This is a genomic window from Vibrio sp. 070316B (assembly GCF_013114115.1).
Lineage (GTDB): Bacteria > Pseudomonadota > Gammaproteobacteria > Enterobacterales > Vibrionaceae > Vibrio > Vibrio chagasii_B.
In genome coordinates, this window is sequence record NZ_VTYC01000007.1 from 1 (window position 1) to 15,351 (window position 15,351).

General features: G+C 44.0%; 11 protein-coding genes. 6 read left to right on the plus strand and 5 right to left on the minus strand.

Translation table 11 applies throughout. The features are described from left to right. The first annotated feature begins 277 nt into the window (after nucleotides 1-277). Together ylqF and F0251_RS07780 are read left to right on the plus strand one after the other, a co-directional pair. Nucleotides 278-1,213, plus strand: a complete 936-nt coding sequence (gene ylqF / locus F0251_RS07775) for a ribosome biogenesis GTPase YlqF (RefSeq protein WP_004740137.1) — start codon at nucleotides 278-280, stop codon at nucleotides 1,211-1,213. A gap of 254 nt (nucleotides 1,214-1,467) precedes the next feature. After that, entirely contained in the window at nucleotides 1,468-2,493 is a 1,026-nt protein-coding gene (locus F0251_RS07780) for a GGDEF domain-containing protein (protein WP_162884327.1), read from the plus strand. Between the two features lie 129 nt (nucleotides 2,494-2,622). Here F0251_RS07780 and F0251_RS07785 read toward each other — a convergent pair whose 3' ends face one another. Next, the gene (locus F0251_RS07785) at nucleotides 2,623-3,168 is read right to left on the minus strand and encodes an N-acetyltransferase (protein WP_061030872.1); all 546 of its coding nucleotides are present in this window, start codon (nucleotides 3,166-3,168) and stop codon (nucleotides 2,623-2,625) included. A gap of 166 nt (nucleotides 3,169-3,334) precedes the next feature. Between F0251_RS07785 and F0251_RS07790 the strand changes: the two genes are divergently transcribed. The 3 genes from F0251_RS07790 (at nucleotide 3,335) to F0251_RS07800 (ending at nucleotide 6,612) form a co-directional block, all read left to right on the plus strand. Continuing rightward, complete coding sequence (locus F0251_RS07790; RefSeq protein ID WP_105058245.1) at nucleotides 3,335-4,477, plus strand: fatty acid desaturase; 1,143 nt, start codon at nucleotides 3,335-3,337, stop codon at nucleotides 4,475-4,477. Between the two features lie 280 nt (nucleotides 4,478-4,757). Continuing rightward, nucleotides 4,758-6,128 carry an endonuclease/exonuclease/phosphatase family protein gene (locus F0251_RS07795; RefSeq protein WP_171730718.1) on the plus strand — a complete coding sequence of 457 codons (1,371 nt, stop codon included), beginning with the start codon at nucleotides 4,758-4,760 and terminating at the stop codon, nucleotides 6,126-6,128. A gap of 193 nt (nucleotides 6,129-6,321) precedes the next feature. Beyond that, the gene (locus tag F0251_RS07800; protein WP_171730719.1) at nucleotides 6,322-6,612 is read left to right on the plus strand and encodes a putative quinol monooxygenase; all 291 of its coding nucleotides are present in this window, start codon (nucleotides 6,322-6,324) and stop codon (nucleotides 6,610-6,612) included. Nucleotides 6,613-7,024: 412 nt separating this feature from the next. Here the strand turns inward: F0251_RS07800 and manA are convergent, their stop codons facing one another. The 4 genes from manA to mngA all read right to left on the minus strand — a co-directional run bounded on the left by manA (nucleotide 7,025) and on the right by mngA (nucleotide 14,236). After that, nucleotides 7,025-8,212, minus strand: coding sequence for a mannose-6-phosphate isomerase, class I (gene manA / locus F0251_RS07805; protein ID WP_171730720.1), 1,188 nt, complete (start codon nucleotides 8,210-8,212; stop codon nucleotides 7,025-7,027). Between the two features lie 2 nt (nucleotides 8,213-8,214). Then, nucleotides 8,215-9,381, minus strand: a complete 1,167-nt coding sequence (locus tag F0251_RS07810; RefSeq protein WP_171730721.1) for a glycerate kinase — start codon at nucleotides 9,379-9,381, stop codon at nucleotides 8,215-8,217. Between the two features lie 45 nt (nucleotides 9,382-9,426). Beyond that, nucleotides 9,427-12,066: a mannosylglycerate hydrolase gene (gene mngB, locus F0251_RS07815; RefSeq protein ID WP_171730722.1), complete on the minus strand. Its 2,640-nt coding sequence runs from the start codon at nucleotides 12,064-12,066 to the stop codon at nucleotides 9,427-9,429. A gap of 235 nt (nucleotides 12,067-12,301) precedes the next feature. Next, the gene (gene mngA, locus F0251_RS07820) at nucleotides 12,302-14,236 is read right to left on the minus strand and encodes a PTS 2-O-a-mannosyl-D-glycerate transporter subunit IIABC (RefSeq protein ID WP_171730723.1); all 1,935 of its coding nucleotides are present in this window, start codon (nucleotides 14,234-14,236) and stop codon (nucleotides 12,302-12,304) included. A gap of 317 nt (nucleotides 14,237-14,553) precedes the next feature. Here mngA and F0251_RS07825 point away from each other — a divergent pair, with 317 nt between their 5' ends. After that, nucleotides 14,554-15,270, plus strand: coding sequence for a GntR family transcriptional regulator (locus F0251_RS07825; protein WP_009845448.1), 717 nt, complete (start codon nucleotides 14,554-14,556; stop codon nucleotides 15,268-15,270). The last annotated feature ends 81 nt before the right edge of the window (nucleotides 15,271-15,351 follow it).

The following is a 15,351-nucleotide window of genomic DNA, read 5'->3' on the forward strand; positions in this document are numbered from 1 at the left end:
AGATGTGTATAAGAGACAGATTTATGTGTTCACATGTAAAGATAAGTGATTAAAAGTAAAATAACCCCAACGCAAAAAAGCTATAGCTAACAAGTCATTGGTTAAAATGCTCTCAACTACTCACCTTAGTCCTTCTTTATGCTCCCTAAACTTCAGCTAAAATCATGTTAGAGGTCCATTAAAGACCGATCTTTATCGTCCCTTTATAGATATGGCTTTACACGCCCTATTGAACCCTTACAATGTGCAGCAACTATATTTATCAAGGTTTATCTCTATGTCTATTCAATGGTTTCCGGGTCACATGCATAAAGCCCGCAAAGAAATCGAAGAAGTTATCCCACAAGTTGATGTGATCATCGAAGTACTGGATGCGCGTATTCCGTTCAGTAGTGAAAACCCAATGATCTCCTCACTGCGTGGCGATAAGCCTTGTGTAAAAGTACTGAACAAGCGTGACCTTGCCGATCCTGAGTTAACTGAACGTTGGATTGAGCATTTCGAAAAAGAGCAAGGTGTAAAGGCTATTGCAATTACCACCAGCGTTAAAGAAGAAGTAAATCACATCATGGAGCTGGTTCGTAAGCTCGCACCACACCGTGAAGAGATTGGTAAGAACATTCGTACTATGATCATGGGTATCCCTAATGTGGGTAAATCAACCATCATCAACTGTCTAGCAGGACGCACAATCGCAGTGACAGGTAACCAACCTGCGGTAACTCGTCGTCAACAGCGTATAAACCTACAAAATGGCGTGATCCTTTCTGATACCCCAGGAATTCTTTGGCCTAAAGTAGAAAACCCGCACAGTGGTTTCCGCCTAGCGGCTACAGGCGCAGTAAAAGATACAGCGATGGAGTACGATGAAGTAGCATTCTACACCGTTGAGTATCTTGCGAAGCAGTACCCTCACCTACTGCAAGAACGTTACCAAATTGAAGAGCTGCCAGAGTCTGACATCGAGTTGATGGAAGCTATCGGTCGTAAGCGTGGAGCACTTCGTGCTGGTGGTCATATCGACCTTCATAAGTGTTCTGAAATCTTACTTCACGAGCTTCGTAACGGCACTTTGGGTAAGGTAACTCTAGAACTACCAGAAATGATCACAAAAGAGCTGATCGAAGTTGAAGAAGCCGCAGCACTAAAAGCCGAGCAACAAGCTAAGAAAAAAGAAGAACGTCGTAAGCGTTACTTGAAGAACAAGCGTTAATAGCGATTAATCACTCTCATATATCCCTTTAAACATATTCACGTTCTATTTCATGTAGGACGTGAATATCGTGCCCCTCCTTTGTTGATCTAGCTAACATACTGACAAATCTATAGAAATGCTCGTTTACAATCATCAAGACTGTGACATACTACGCAAATTATTGTGTATCAATTTCGGCTAGTTTCTCAATGCGCTCTTACATCGGGTTCAAAAATCAACGATTTAAAACCTATTTCGACAATGAAATTTATCTGCCGTACATAAATTTCATCTACATCCCGATCTCAATATTCTGTGCTTTTATTGTCTCGGACTATGTTCACTTCGGTACAGAGTGCATTACACCAATTGCCTTTCGCATCGTACTGTTCTTGATGATGATGGTTGTTGCTCGGTATTGCATCAAGCACAGGCCTAACGTTTTAGAGTTCGTTGAAAGCACCTTTCTTGTCATTAGCTCGCTGTTTCTAGTGTACGTTGGGCGGCTCGCGATTGACCTAGGAAATTTCGATTACCAAGGTGGTATCGTCCTCGTGATGATCTACATAGGTACGTTTTCTAGATTATCGGCTAAATACAGCATCACAACACTTTCATTTATTTTTGCCGCCTACCTAATCGGATTATCTCCTTTGCTGTATGCTGCAGAACCTACTCATGAAGTCGAAACCATTTCTATTTATGTGTCCGCTTATATTTTGATTTCAGCGGCCTGTATTAGACGTGACTTAGAAGTTCACAAACGCTTCGCACAATCGGAGCAACTTCGAAAACAAGCGATACAATTACGTAAACAGTCGAATATGTTTGAAGCGCTTTCCTATAAAGACGCGCTCACCGGCTGCTATAATCGACTCTACTTACACCAAGTGATCGAACCGAGCATTGATCGCGACTTATCCATCACATCGATTATGATCGACATTGACCATTTCAAAACCATTAATGATACCTACGGGCACCAGATGGGCGATCTGGTCATTAAAGAGTTGGCCATCGAAATTCAGAAAAAACTACCACTGGGCAGTAACTGTTTTCGATATGGAGGAGAAGAGTTTCTGATTTTGGTACAAAACGGGACTGAAGATTCAATTCAATCACTCGTAGATTCGCTGCTAGAGTGTCCCTCTCGCCTTCGTTTAGAAGTCACAATTTCAATTGGTGTTAAACATTCACCTCAAGCACTAGGCTCGGTAGAGCAACTCATCGATGACGCCGATCAAGCACTCTATATTTCAAAGAAAAACGGCCGAAACCGTACATCTTGGTCTAATTAACTTCTTACCGACGCCCTTTTCTATTGCAAGCGAAACGAAAAAGCCCCAAACATATGCATGCTTGGGGCATCAATTGTATTCTCAGTCGCAAAATTGCGTCATGACGAACAAAGCATCAGAGCGTGACAATTACGAAAACGCAGCGCTTTTGGTTCTCTGCTCGAGGTCAACGGGAGAAGCCCAAGAGATGACTTTCTCGTTAACTTGACTTCCGCATGGCGCGTTCCACACCTGCTCCAATTCTTGTTTTCCACCAATCGCTTCATAAAACGCAATAGCTTGATGATTTTCAGACATCACCTCTAGGTAAAGCCCTGAATCAGAATAGTATTGTTGTAATCGTTGAGACAGTTCAGACAACAAACGCTTGCCTAAGCCACGGCCTCGGTAGTTACTGTCTACATGCAATGCATCGATGAACGTCCCGCGTTCAAAGTTATGATTGCCAAATGCGCAGACAAAACCAACCAGTAAACCGCCTTCCTCGAGTAATAGAACATGTTGATTAAAAGGAGGATTAATCAAACGTGTCTGCCAAATAACAGACCTGTCCTCCAAAACCTCATGTTCTAGGTAATCATCAGCAAGAATGCCACGGTAATATAGCTTCCAGCTATCCGCGTGTAATTGGGCAATCCGCTCATAATCTTTATATTCAGCTACCTTAATTTCCATTTATTAGCCCTTAGTACTTCCATTTATGACTTGCTACTACATTTCACACTACCTTTATACAATATTTAAGTAAAACATACTAATACACGTTTACACTTTCAATATTGACTTACACGTGTACGCTGATATTCTAGCGCACAGATGTAAGCTCAATGGAAAATTGCTAATGAATAGTGCCGACAAACCATCAACAAAAAAGCCACCGTTAATCTGGCTCAATATCTTTGTATTCTCGTTTAGTATGCTGCTTGCTGTTGTTGCGGCTCCCGTTTACGGCTACTTTTTTGGCTATGGAATGGAACATTGGGTATGGCTAGCGATCTGTTTTAGCTTCTGTAACCTTTCAATCACGACTGGCTATCACCGCTTATGGTCACACAAAGCCTTTGAAGCGCATTCGAGCCTCAGATTCCTATTTGCTTTGGGCGGTGCCTTTGCCTTACAAAACAGTGCTCTTCATTGGTCTTCAGACCACCGTGTTCATCACAAGCATGTCGATAACAACGACAAAGACCCTTACTCAGCAAAGCGTGGCTTTTGGTACTCACACATCGGTTGGATGATTCGCAACTACAACACGTCTATCTATAAAGATCACGAGAACTGTCGCGACTTGAAGAAAGACAAGATCGTAATGTGGCAGCACAAACACTACATTCTTCTTGCGCTCATCATGAACTTTGGTGTGCCTATCGCATTGGGCCTGATCTATGGCGATGTGATTGGCATGCTGTTAATCGTAGGTGCGGTTCGTTTGGTACTTAACCACCACACCACATTCTTCATTAACTCTCTTGCGCACATCTGGGGCAGCCAACCTTTTACCGACAAGAACACAGCACGCGATAATGGTGTGCTTGCCGTACTTACTTTTGGCGAAGGCTACCACAACTTCCACCATATCTTTGAGAACGACTACCGTAACGGCATTTACTGGTGGCAATATGATCCAACGAAATGGCTGATTAAGAGTGCTTCGTTGATGGGGCTGGCGAGTAAACTTAAGAAAACACCGCAAGCACGCATTGAAAAAGCCGAAGCGGCAATGCTATTAAAACGCACGCAGCAGAAGATCATGCATCGTGCGGATAACATTCAAATCGCGGAGAAACTGCAGGCGGAATTTGACTCTCTTGTATCCAATATGAATGAATATTACGAAGTCAAAAAGCAGCTACTAGAAAGCAAGCGCGAAGACGTTGTGAAAAAGTACGAACATTCAGTGCTTAAGGTCCGTTATCAGCAAATCAAGATGAACTTCGAACAGCAAAAGAAAAATTGGGCGATGACGGTCGAGCAATACGCTTAAAATAAAGCAGTATACTTAACACACCAATAACAATACTGTTTGGTTCTTATTCGAAGGCCCTCGTGCAAAGCATGAGGGCTTTTTTATTTTAAAGGTCTAATTAAACACCTGAATTTAAAGCTTTTCTTCAAATTGCAAATACCGGTTCCATTTGTCACATTTTTGATGCAATAGTATGTATTATGAATCCATTTGTCGTGATCACCATCACTTACAGGTTAACCCTCGTCTCATACCATGCGCGTCCCAAAATTCTTTCAGCAATTAGCGGACCCACTTTATGAAATTGTTAAAAACATCTATCGCTTTCGCCATCTCTTCTGCTCTTTTGATTGGTTGCAGCAGCGATACCGATTACGTTCAACCTGAAGAAGTTAAGATCGCGACTTATAACTTGTCTTTTGATCGTGCCACCTTCCAAGATCTTGTAACAGAGATGCAGATTGAACCAAGCGCTCAAGCAGTACTTGTATCTGACTATCTCAACAACACAATTAGTGCGGCTGACAAAGAGACGGCGGCAAAAGTGATTCAAATCCGTAACGTAGCAGCCGTGATTCAAAAGAATCGACCTGATGTTCTGATGATGGCTGAATTTAACAATGACGGTACTGGAACGGACAAATCAGCGCTAGAAGGTTTTCAAAAGAACTATCTTTCTGTTGCTCAAAGTATTGAAGGCGCTGGTGGCGACGCGAACCTAGAGCCAATTTCATACCCATATTTTGAAAGCTACTCGACCAACACAGGTTTATTAAACGAATTTGGTTTTGATTTAGATAACGATGGTACTCCTGGAACATTGCCAGGAGATGCATGGGGCTTCGGTTTCTACCATGGTCAATACGCGTTTGCTCTGATGTCTAAATATGAGATAGACACTGCGAACACACGTACATTCCAAGAATTTAAATGGAAAGATCTTGAAGGTGCCACTATTCCAACAATCACTGTTTGTGATGGGTCAAATACGATCCCTGCAGGCATGAGCTGCGGCGATGAATGGTACTCAGCTGAAGAGTGGGAAGAAGTTCGTTTATCTTCAAAGAACCACGTTGATGCACCAATCCTAATCCCTACTAAAGATGGTACAGAAACCGTTCACTTACTGATGTCACACCCTACTCCGCCGGCTTTTGACGTAGGTAAGAACATCGAGCAAAACGCAGCAGAAGTCGACTTCTGGCACCAATATATCCAAAACAAATCGTACATCTATGATGACTCTGGAAAAACTGGCGGTCTGGAGCAAGGTCAACACTTTGTCATGATGGGTGATCAAAACCTAGATCCTGTTGATGGCGACGGTATTAGTTCTGTAATGCAAGACTTGCACAATGATGCATTAGTTAACCAAGATGTCACCAATGGCAGCTTGTATCCAACAAGTTATGGTGCCGCTGAACATGCGGTAGATAAATCATCGTCTCACCCACAGCCGAACCGTATCACTTCAACATTTGGACTTGCTGTAGATTACGCACTGCCTTCAGCAACACTTAACATCGTTGATTCTGGTGTTTACTGGGCCGCTTCTTATGAAGAAGGACGCAAGCTATTCAATGACTCACGAATTGGTGATTATGGTAACGGCAAGGACGTATCCTCTGATCACCGAATGATCTGGGTAAAGGCTGATTTCAGTAACTAATTCATTCACTTTTTAAGATGCCCGGCTTAGTGTCGGGCTTTTTTATGAGCGTAATTCACTAATCATCTCGCGATTAAAAACAAGAATTATGGACTAAAATAGCCATAGTCATTGGATAGAACGTTTCTTTTTCTTTGATTTATAGATACTTATATTATTCGGACAAAGAGATTTATTGCCCTAGGAATTCACAATGACTAAGCTAACCATTATTGCGACAATCGTCTGTAAAGAAGAGAAGATCGAGTTTGTAAAATCAGAGATGATTAAGCTCATCGATAAAACCCGATCCGAAGAAGGCTGTATCAACTACGACCTCCATCAAGACAACAGTAACCCGGCTCAATTTGTGTTTCACGAGAATTGGGAATCAGAAGCACTTCTCCAAAAGCACCTAGCAAGCCAACATATCGTAGACTACGTTAAGGCAACTGAAGGTTGTACAGAATCCTTTGTTATCAATCGAATGACACACATCGCCTGACTAGCAGTTTATTACTAACTCAGTAACAAGCCCTGCTCTTAAAGCAGGGCTTCGTTTTTCTATCGCGTTACGCTTTATCGATCTCACTTGTGAAACGAAAAAGCCCGCCAGAGTAGCGGGTATGGTCGATAATCATGACTGTCAAAGACAGATAGATAATACCAATCGTAGTAAATAACTGTCAGCCTAGCTAGTTCAAAAACTCGACAACTGCGTTAGAATTTTTGATTGTAGAATAACTACTTATCGAAACTTCTTGTCGAAACGAGCAGCCTTGTTCTCCAGTCTTTTTCCTGCACTATTTCTAATCACTTACTTACCGTGATTGGTATAACAACCATCAATCCAATATTGAGTGCCACTTTACAATGGCACTCTGACATTTCTTTTGCTGATCGCTAGCACGGGGGCACTAGTTAAAAGCACGAGCCAAAATGCCATTCCCTTGATATTGGTAAACACTTGAATTACTACTTACAAAGACTGATTCTCCGGGCTTAAGAGAAACTGACCGTCCTTCTGAAGTGACGGTCGCCTCTCCTTCCACACAGAACAAGATCTCCGCGCTACGTAAATACTGTGACTTGCTCTCATCAGTCGCAGATAAGATATCAAAGCCAAAGTCATCCACTGGAATCGGGTAGCTCATCTTTCCCTCTTTCAATACAGGCTTAAGACGAATATCTTCTGGCTTAATCGGCTCAAAGATCGTGTTGTCGATAAGCTCAGGAACGTCTATGTATTTAGGTGTGAGACCGGCACGCAGCACATTGTCTGAGTTTGCCATGATCTCCAAGCCTGTGCCTTGAACATAAGCATGTGGGGTTTCTGCGAATAGGAACATCGCTTCACCCGGCGCCAGTTCAACTGTGTTGAGCATCAATGGGGCAAACAAACCAATATCACCCGGATAGTGCTGTTTGAATTCGATGCTGTATTGCAGAGCTTCACGCCCCATGACCGTTTTGGCTGGTCGCGCATGCGCAGCATAAAGCTCATTAAGCGCAGACGCTTTGCGGTCACCTTCAAGAGACATAATGACACTAAAGAACGACTTTAGAGAATCACTGTCGGCATTGGCTTTAAGCACATTAAGTTCAATCGCTAACGAAGGAATATCCGCTTCTTCGAACAAGGCAATAATGTCGTCGATTGGACGAAAGCCATTCATCGCTTTGTAGAAGGTCAACGCATAAACCAACTCAGGTTTATGGTTTGGATCTTTGTAGTTGCGATTAGACGCATTCAAAGGGATACCAAGTGCATTCTCACGCTCAAAACCTAATTCTGATTTTCGCTTGTTCGGGTGAACCTGAATCGATAACGGTGTTTCAGCAGCCAACACCTTAAACAAGAAAGGCAATTCACCGAAACGTGCTGCCGTGTATCCGCCTAAGACATCGGTTTTGTTTTCATCAATCATGTGAGAAAGCGATTCACCGGTATCGCCTACCTTTGAACAACCATTTGGATGAGCACCCATCCAAATTTCTGCTTGAGGTTCCTGGTTTGGGTTCACAATACCAAACAATTGGTTAATGGAGTCTTTGCTTCCCCATGCGTAGTTTTGAATAACGTTGTCGAGTTTAAATAGAGACATAATTACTTCTCATTAAAAATCTGGCTACCAAGCTTGAGCGTGGCGGCGATATTACGGGCAGTACGAGTCAGGTTTTGATTCGCTTCTGATAAAACTTGGTCTAGAGACTGAGGTGAACGTACGGTTCCAAATAAGCTAGACATTGAACCGTAAAGCTTTTCAACGTCTTGCCCCAAAGAGCCCGCTATTCCAATGGTTGGAATATTCAGCTTTTGAGCTCGCTGAGCGATGCCGTAAGGTGTTTTACCTTGCAGGGTTTGGTTGTCCATCTGCCCCTCTCCAGTCACGACCAGTGAAGCGCCTTCAAGAACCTTATCTGCATCCAAAGCATCTAATACCATCTCAATACCCGCTTTAATTTGGATATTGAATGCAAGACTTAACCCCAGAGGTGTACCACCAGCAGCACCAAATCCAGCTGTGTCGCGATGATTAGTACCCGCATGTGCTTGAGCGATATCGGCAAAGTGTCCGATCGCAGTATCAAGCTGTTCAACTTGAGCTTTTGATGCGCCTTTTTGCGGACCAAACACGGCACTGGCTCCGCTTTCGCCACATAATGGATTATTCACATCACACGCGACCACGAACGTCACTTCTTTGCATCTCGGGTGCAGTCCATTAAGATCGATGCGTGCTAACCGGCTTAATTCGGCGCCGCCACCAGATAGCTCGTTGCCTTGCTTGTCTAATAACTTGCCTCCCAACGCTTGTAAGATGCCGGCACCTGCGTCATTGGTGGCACTACCGCCCAAGCCAATAATGATTTGCTCTGTACCTTTATCTAGCGCATCTCTAATCAGCAACCCAGTGCCGTAAGATGATGCTGTGAGAGGTGATCTTTCTTCTACGGTTAATCGATCTAAACCCGATGCTTGGGCAAATTCCACCAAGGCAGTTTTTACGTTGGCGCCATCAACAGTCTGTTCCAACGAAGCCCAATAAGCCGTACATTCGCGACCGATTGGATCTGTCGTTTGCAGCCGTTGTTTCTTACCATGGAGCGCCTCTAGTAACACGTCTACTGTGCCTTCTCCGCCATCAGCGAGTGGCATTTTCACAAACTCTGCATGAGGGAAAACGTCAGCAAACCCACGCTCAATACAAGACGCAACTTGATGAGCGTCGAGTGATTCTTTAAATGAATCAGGGGCAATTACAATTTTCATTGTCGTTCACCATTCCCGCCCACCAAGGTGAGCGGGTGATTGAAATTAGAATTTGATTTGGAATGTTTTCGCTTGGCAAGATGCCAGTTGGCCGAAGGTTTCTGTTGCTACATCACCTTCGCGTACTCGCTCATCCATACTTGTCTCTTTCCAGCTTGAAACCGCTTGAGTGAAGGAGATTGAATCCGACACTGAGCCTGTTTCTGCCGGGTTGTAAACACGCATGATCAACGCATCTTCATCTTCCGCTTTCTTAAGTACGCTTAGTACCGCACCTGCTTGTTGCTTCGATAGCAAGCTGAAGTTCATTGGTAGGTTTTGCTCGCCCACATTCAGCTTCATCGCGTTGTACGGGATCTTGTTGTAACATTCGATTTGAGTGACATTGTCACGTGCTTGCGCCATGATGTTCGCGTCAATGTGGTTGCCAGAGAAGCCACACAGTGTGAATTCACACACTAATTTGCCGCGCACTTGTGAATCTGGCGTCGGGATCTTGATGCCTGATGGACGACCCGGACGAAGCAATAGCTCCTCTTTACCCAACACACCGATACCACGGAATAGTGTCAGTGCGAAGGTATCTCGGTTGTCGTCACCTTGAGATGCAATCACTTCAAATTCACGTAGACCATTCGACATGATCGCCATGCCCGCTTTACCGTTTTCTAATGCAGCGAAGTTCATCAGTTGGTAAACCGGAACCGGTGCTTCTTTCCACTTCTCTTCTTCCCAAACCGCCATTGCTGGGTCATTGGTTGGTCGAGTAATACAACCGAACTGGTTATCTGCGACCACAGTTTCAGAAACGAATGGCGTTGGTACTAGCACACGTACACGATGGTCATCGGCTTGGTTGTCTAGTTCCATGCGAACTTCGATACGGCGAGATCCTTGTTTTAGTACTACTTGGCATTGCGCTTCAATGAATCCGTTTTGACCCGTGCGTTCTTCACGCTCTGCCAGGTTTGCAGGCACGTTCATACGTAAAGCGATGTTCGCTACCGATTGGAGGCCTTGGTGGTCAATCGATGTTTCTACCGGGAATTCGTCTGAGTACAACAGCCACTCTTGACGAGATGGAGAGTAATCGTACTCATCGCCGTCATCAGAACCGTCTTCTAAGCGGAGCACTTGGTCGAACACTTGCTCTGTCTCTTTATCGAAAATAGTCAGAGTAGCGTTGTCGTTTACATTGATTCGGTAGTATTCGTTCTCTAGCAAGTAGTCTTTCTGCTCCGCAACTTTAACTGCGCCCTTCTCGTTACCTTGGATGTGTAACGTAGTGAAGCCCATTGCTGGTACAGTGCGTTTGATTTGAATATCAAACTCCATGAACGGGTCGTAGTTACCGTAGTGAACGATTTGACGGTCTACTTTACCTGGGTCGATTTGGCGCTTGTCTCGGATGAAGTACTCAACTGGGTTTTCGTTTTCATCAAAGATAGAAAATTCTTGAGCACGGATAGTGATGGTTGTGTTCACCACTTCTTCACGCTCGTACGGAGAAAGGTTAAACATCGCCAGTTTGTCGCAACCTTCGCGATCCGGCATATGGTCGACAATCTTACGCTTGTAGAAATGAATCAGGTTTGTCGCCATGTCGTCCGCAAGGATGTAACGGTTTAAGATTTCAGCGTGTACCTTGTCTGAACAACAGCAACCAATCGAGTCATGAGCGTGGTTCTTCATGCTCTCTTTCCACATTTTCTCAATCAAACCGTGGTGGTATTCAAAGCCTAATGTCCAAGCGATAGACGCTAGTGGTTCTAAGATGTTTACAATCTTGTTTTCGATTTCCGCATGGATCAGTTTGATGTCCATACGTGTTGACGAAATCGTGCGGTGAACACGCATGTATTTACCGTCGTTGAACTCGCCTTTGATTGTGTCGAGTTGGTCGCGTGCCGCCTCTACTTTCTCGAACACTTCTTCGTAACGGCTCATTGAGAACTCGCGATCTGGGTAGATTTCACGAAGCTTGTCCATTACTTCAAAGATGTCTTTTTGAATTGGCATTTGGTCGTGGCCGTTCGGTAACAAGATATCTTTAGTCACCGATGGCTTTTCTAGCACTGGGAAGTACTTATCTAGACGAGCACGCAGGCCTTCTTCATCTTGTGGAAGGTATTTACCAATCGCGTAACCCAGCGGAAGTACTTGTGCCGTTACTTCACTGCCGTCGTTTGATTGCCATAAGAATTCTGTTTTGTTGGTACCGTGACGCTCTGAACAACCACGCCAGAACATTGCGCGCGTGATGTCGAAGCCGTTGTAGATCATTGGTAGCTGTGAGCTCATGCTGAATGAATCTGGTAGGTAACCAATCTTCATTGCATCGCCAAATTTCATACAGTCACGAATGCCATACATCATGTTACGTACAATCGACTCGCCAGAAACTTGCATTGTGTCGGTTTGAGAATACCAAGGGCCAATAATTAGCTTGCCCGCTTCAACCAATGCTTTTACGCGTTCTGTGTTCTCTGGTTTGATCGCGAAGTAATCTTCTAGAACGGCGGTTTGACCATCTAGAACGTAGTATTTGTATTCTGGATCGCTCTCCAGACGGTTCATGATTTCTTCCATGTTGTTCACGAGAAGAATACGAGACTCTTCTGTTGTGAAATACCATTCACGATCCCAGTGCATGTGTGGAGTAATATGTACGCGTGATGTAGTCATAATCATTTACCTAAATGTGTCGCTTCGAGTAAATCTTAAATTCGACTCAAATACGACTAAATTAAAGTTTTTCAAGGGGTTAAAATTGGCTGCCACTAAATTTAGGGTGCAGAAAACCACGCCCAGAATCTGTGTGAATAAAACCGTTAGGAGCACAGGAATTTAGGACAGCCAGTTGTTTGTTATTTTTTATATATTGATTTCGCAGTGAGTTAGGAGCTAACTCAAAATTCAGTTAGTTCTGTGTTGCAGTACTTGCTTCAAACTTACCCTTTTTTACAGCATGACCACGCCACATCAGAAGAGTAATGGTTGAAATCACTGTGCCGGCAATCGCAGCACCGAACCAGATCGCAGCAGCAGAGAAAGCGCCTAAACCAGAATCGTGTAACAAGAAGATAGAGAAGATACCCGCGCCCGGAGTCGATAGACCAATACCTGCCGCGCCCACCATTGCACCTGTTACTACAGAGCCTAGTAAGAATGAGCCGATTACACGGATTGGATCTTCAATCGCCATTGGGATTGCACCTTCAGTAATACCCGCAAGACCAAGTAGCCATGTCGATTTACCGGTTTCAATCTCAAAGTCTTTGAATAAACGTGGAGCAATCATGGTTGAAGCCGTTACCGTGAACGCCGATACCATTTTTACTGAGCCAAAGATTGCGTAAGGACCATAAACACCGTTTGCCATTGCACCTAAACAGAATGCGTAAGCAGCTTTGTTTACCGGGCCACCTAGGTCGAATGATACAAACAGACCTAAAATTGCACCCAATAACAACGCATTGGTGCCTGACATACCGTTCAACCAGTCCGTTAAACCTTGGTTTAAGAACGCAACAGGTTTACCGATAACAAACAGCATCAAGCTACCCGCTACCAAAGTACCAATCACAGGGTAAAGGTAGAAAGTGAGGAAACCGTTAAACGCAGGACCCAAGCGAACATGCTCTTTTACCCAACGCATTACGTAACCAGCAATCAAACCACCAACAACACCGCCTAAGAAACCTGAACCAATGATGTTTGCAGCAATACCCGCAGCAAAACCAGGACCAAGTGCCGGTTTGTCGGCTAATGAGTAAGCTGTGTAAGCTGCCAGTACTGGCACCATTAATGTACCTAATAGGCCGCCACCTAATTTACGATACATCCACAGCCAAGAATCTTTTGTTGCGTAAAGCTCTTGCAGGTCAAAAATTTGCGCGATAAGAACAGCAACCGCAAGAACAGTACCACCAGCAACGATAAGAGGAACTGCGTAAGAAATACCAGAAAGCAGCGCTTGTTTAAGCTCAGTTTTCAGTGGCAGTTTTTTCGGTTTGTCATCAGTAGCCACTGTGCGTTCTGCACCGTTGCCTTTTTTAGCCTCTTCAATCGCTTCATTTAGAATGCGTTCACCGTGTTTAATCGGTTCTGCAACTGGCGTTTCAACACGAGGGATTCCATTAAAACGATCCGCTTCTTTAATCGCGACTTCAGCAGCAAATACACAAGCCACGGCATTGTTTAATTGCTCAGCCGTCAAACGATCTTCAATGCCATTTGCGCCCTGCTTTTCAACATGAACCTTGTAGCCAAGCTTTTTACCTGCCTTTTCAAGGTATTCTGCAGCCATATAGGTATGAGCAATGCCTGCAGGGCACGCAGTCACACATACAATTTTCGGCGCATTTGTATCTAAGTTGTCTTGTTTTTCTTCTTGCTGATTATCGCCATCAAGAAGTGCAAAGATTTCATCAGCGGCTGTTGCTTTTAGTACTGCTTCACGAACATCGTCATCAACCAAAGTGGTTGTCAGTTCGGTCAGCAGGTGCATGTGGGTAGAACCCGCTTCTGCATTTGGAATGGCAATTAGGAAGATAAGATTCACATCTTCGTCTTCATCTAGGCCTTTCCATTTCATGTCTTCTTTCAATGTTGCAACAGCGAAGCCAGCTTCTTTAACCGCGTCAGTCTTGCCGTGCGGTACTGCTAGGCCTTCGCCAAGCGCTGTCGGGCCTTGTTCTTCACGAGCAAATACTGCATCAAGGTACTCTTGCTTGTTATGCAGTTTGCCTTGCTGATCCAGTTGGTCAGCAAGTGCGTAAATCGCTTCTTCTCGACTGCTAAACGTAGTTTGCAGATTTACGAGCGACTTATTCGTTAGAGTAGTAAGTTTCATAACCTTTGTCCCATAGTCACGGATTAGTACGACAGTCGTCCCTGTCGACGAGATGAATAATACAACTTCAAGACATTTAATCCGTGATCACGATCTCATCAATACATATTTGTATTTAATTTGTATTTAAACTGTATTGGTAAATCCTTTAAGAAAGCTTGTTATGTATCGTTTAATTTGTATTATATGTACTACAAAACGCCGATACGACGCTCACACTAACCTTTAAAGCAAGGCTTATATAGAGCAAATTTACGTATTTAAGGTACAGGTTGTTAATCAAAGTCTAGTTGTCCTAGCGCACAAATGAGGCAAAAATGGCAAGACTCCCTATGTATCGCCAAATCGCCGATGCAATAAGAGAAAAGATCAGTTCTGGAGAATATAAAGTTGGAGAAGCACTCCCAACGGAAGCGCAATTGCGTGAAGTATTCTCGGTAAGCCGCGTAACGGTTAGGCAAGCACTGAAACTACTCATCGAAAACGATGAGCTTGAAAGCGTTCAAGGCAGCGGAACTTACGTCAAAGAGAACAAGATCAATTACGACATCTACAAACAGTCGAGCTTTCAAGAAAAGTGGGCGCATTTGGATGTCGTTACCCACAGTGAGGTTCTGGCTTTTGAAATGAAGCCCTGTTCTCTAGCGATGTCTGAACACTTAGATATAAAAGAAGGTGAATTGGTTTTCTACGTAAAGCGTGTTCGTTTCATCGACAACAATCCAATCACAGTTGAAGAAACCTGGTTGCCTGTTGCTTTGTTCCCAGATCTTACTTATCAAGTGATGCAGACATCAAAATACGACTTTATTGAGAACACCAAAGGCATGGTGATTGATCGAAGTGAGCAGGAATTGGTGCCGATTCTTCCGCCTGAAGATGTTGCTAAACAGTTAGGTATTGACCCAGCTCAGCCTATCATTGAAAAACGTACTCGCGGTTACCTCGCCAATAACACGGTATTTGAATACAGCCGAAACTACTTCACATCTAACGATTACCGATTCACTTTGGTCGCAAGACGCCAGAGGTAATGCTAATCAGCGAGTTTCGATAATAGCAAAATGACCAACACAGAGAGCGTCTTGTTCTCTGTGTTTCTATGCTGTTATCTC

Coding starts and splice junctions, on each gene's coding strand:
- manA (WP_171730720.1), bottom strand. CDS start 8,212: ATGTCTCTATTTAAACTCGACAACGTTATTCAAAACTACGCATGGGGA.
- F0251_RS07825 (WP_009845448.1), top strand. CDS start 14,554: ATGGCAAGACTCCCTATGTATCGCCAAATCGCCGATGCAATAAGAGAA.
- F0251_RS07795 (WP_171730718.1), top strand. CDS start 4,758: ATGAAATTGTTAAAAACATCTATCGCTTTCGCCATCTCTTCTGCTCTT.
- F0251_RS07785 (WP_061030872.1), bottom strand. CDS start 3,168: ATGGAAATTAAGGTAGCTGAATATAAAGATTATGAGCGGATTGCCCAA.
- mngB (WP_171730722.1), bottom strand. CDS start 12,066: ATGACTACATCACGCGTACATATTACTCCACACATGCACTGGGATCGT.
- ylqF (WP_004740137.1), top strand. CDS start 278: ATGTCTATTCAATGGTTTCCGGGTCACATGCATAAAGCCCGCAAAGAA.
- F0251_RS07800 (WP_171730719.1), top strand. CDS start 6,322: ATGACTAAGCTAACCATTATTGCGACAATCGTCTGTAAAGAAGAGAAG.
- F0251_RS07790 (WP_105058245.1), top strand. CDS start 3,335: ATGAATAGTGCCGACAAACCATCAACAAAAAAGCCACCGTTAATCTGG.
- F0251_RS07810 (WP_171730721.1), bottom strand. CDS start 9,381: ATGAAAATTGTAATTGCCCCTGATTCATTTAAAGAATCACTCGACGCT.
- mngA (WP_171730723.1), bottom strand. CDS start 14,236: ATGAAACTTACTACTCTAACGAATAAGTCGCTCGTAAATCTGCAAACT.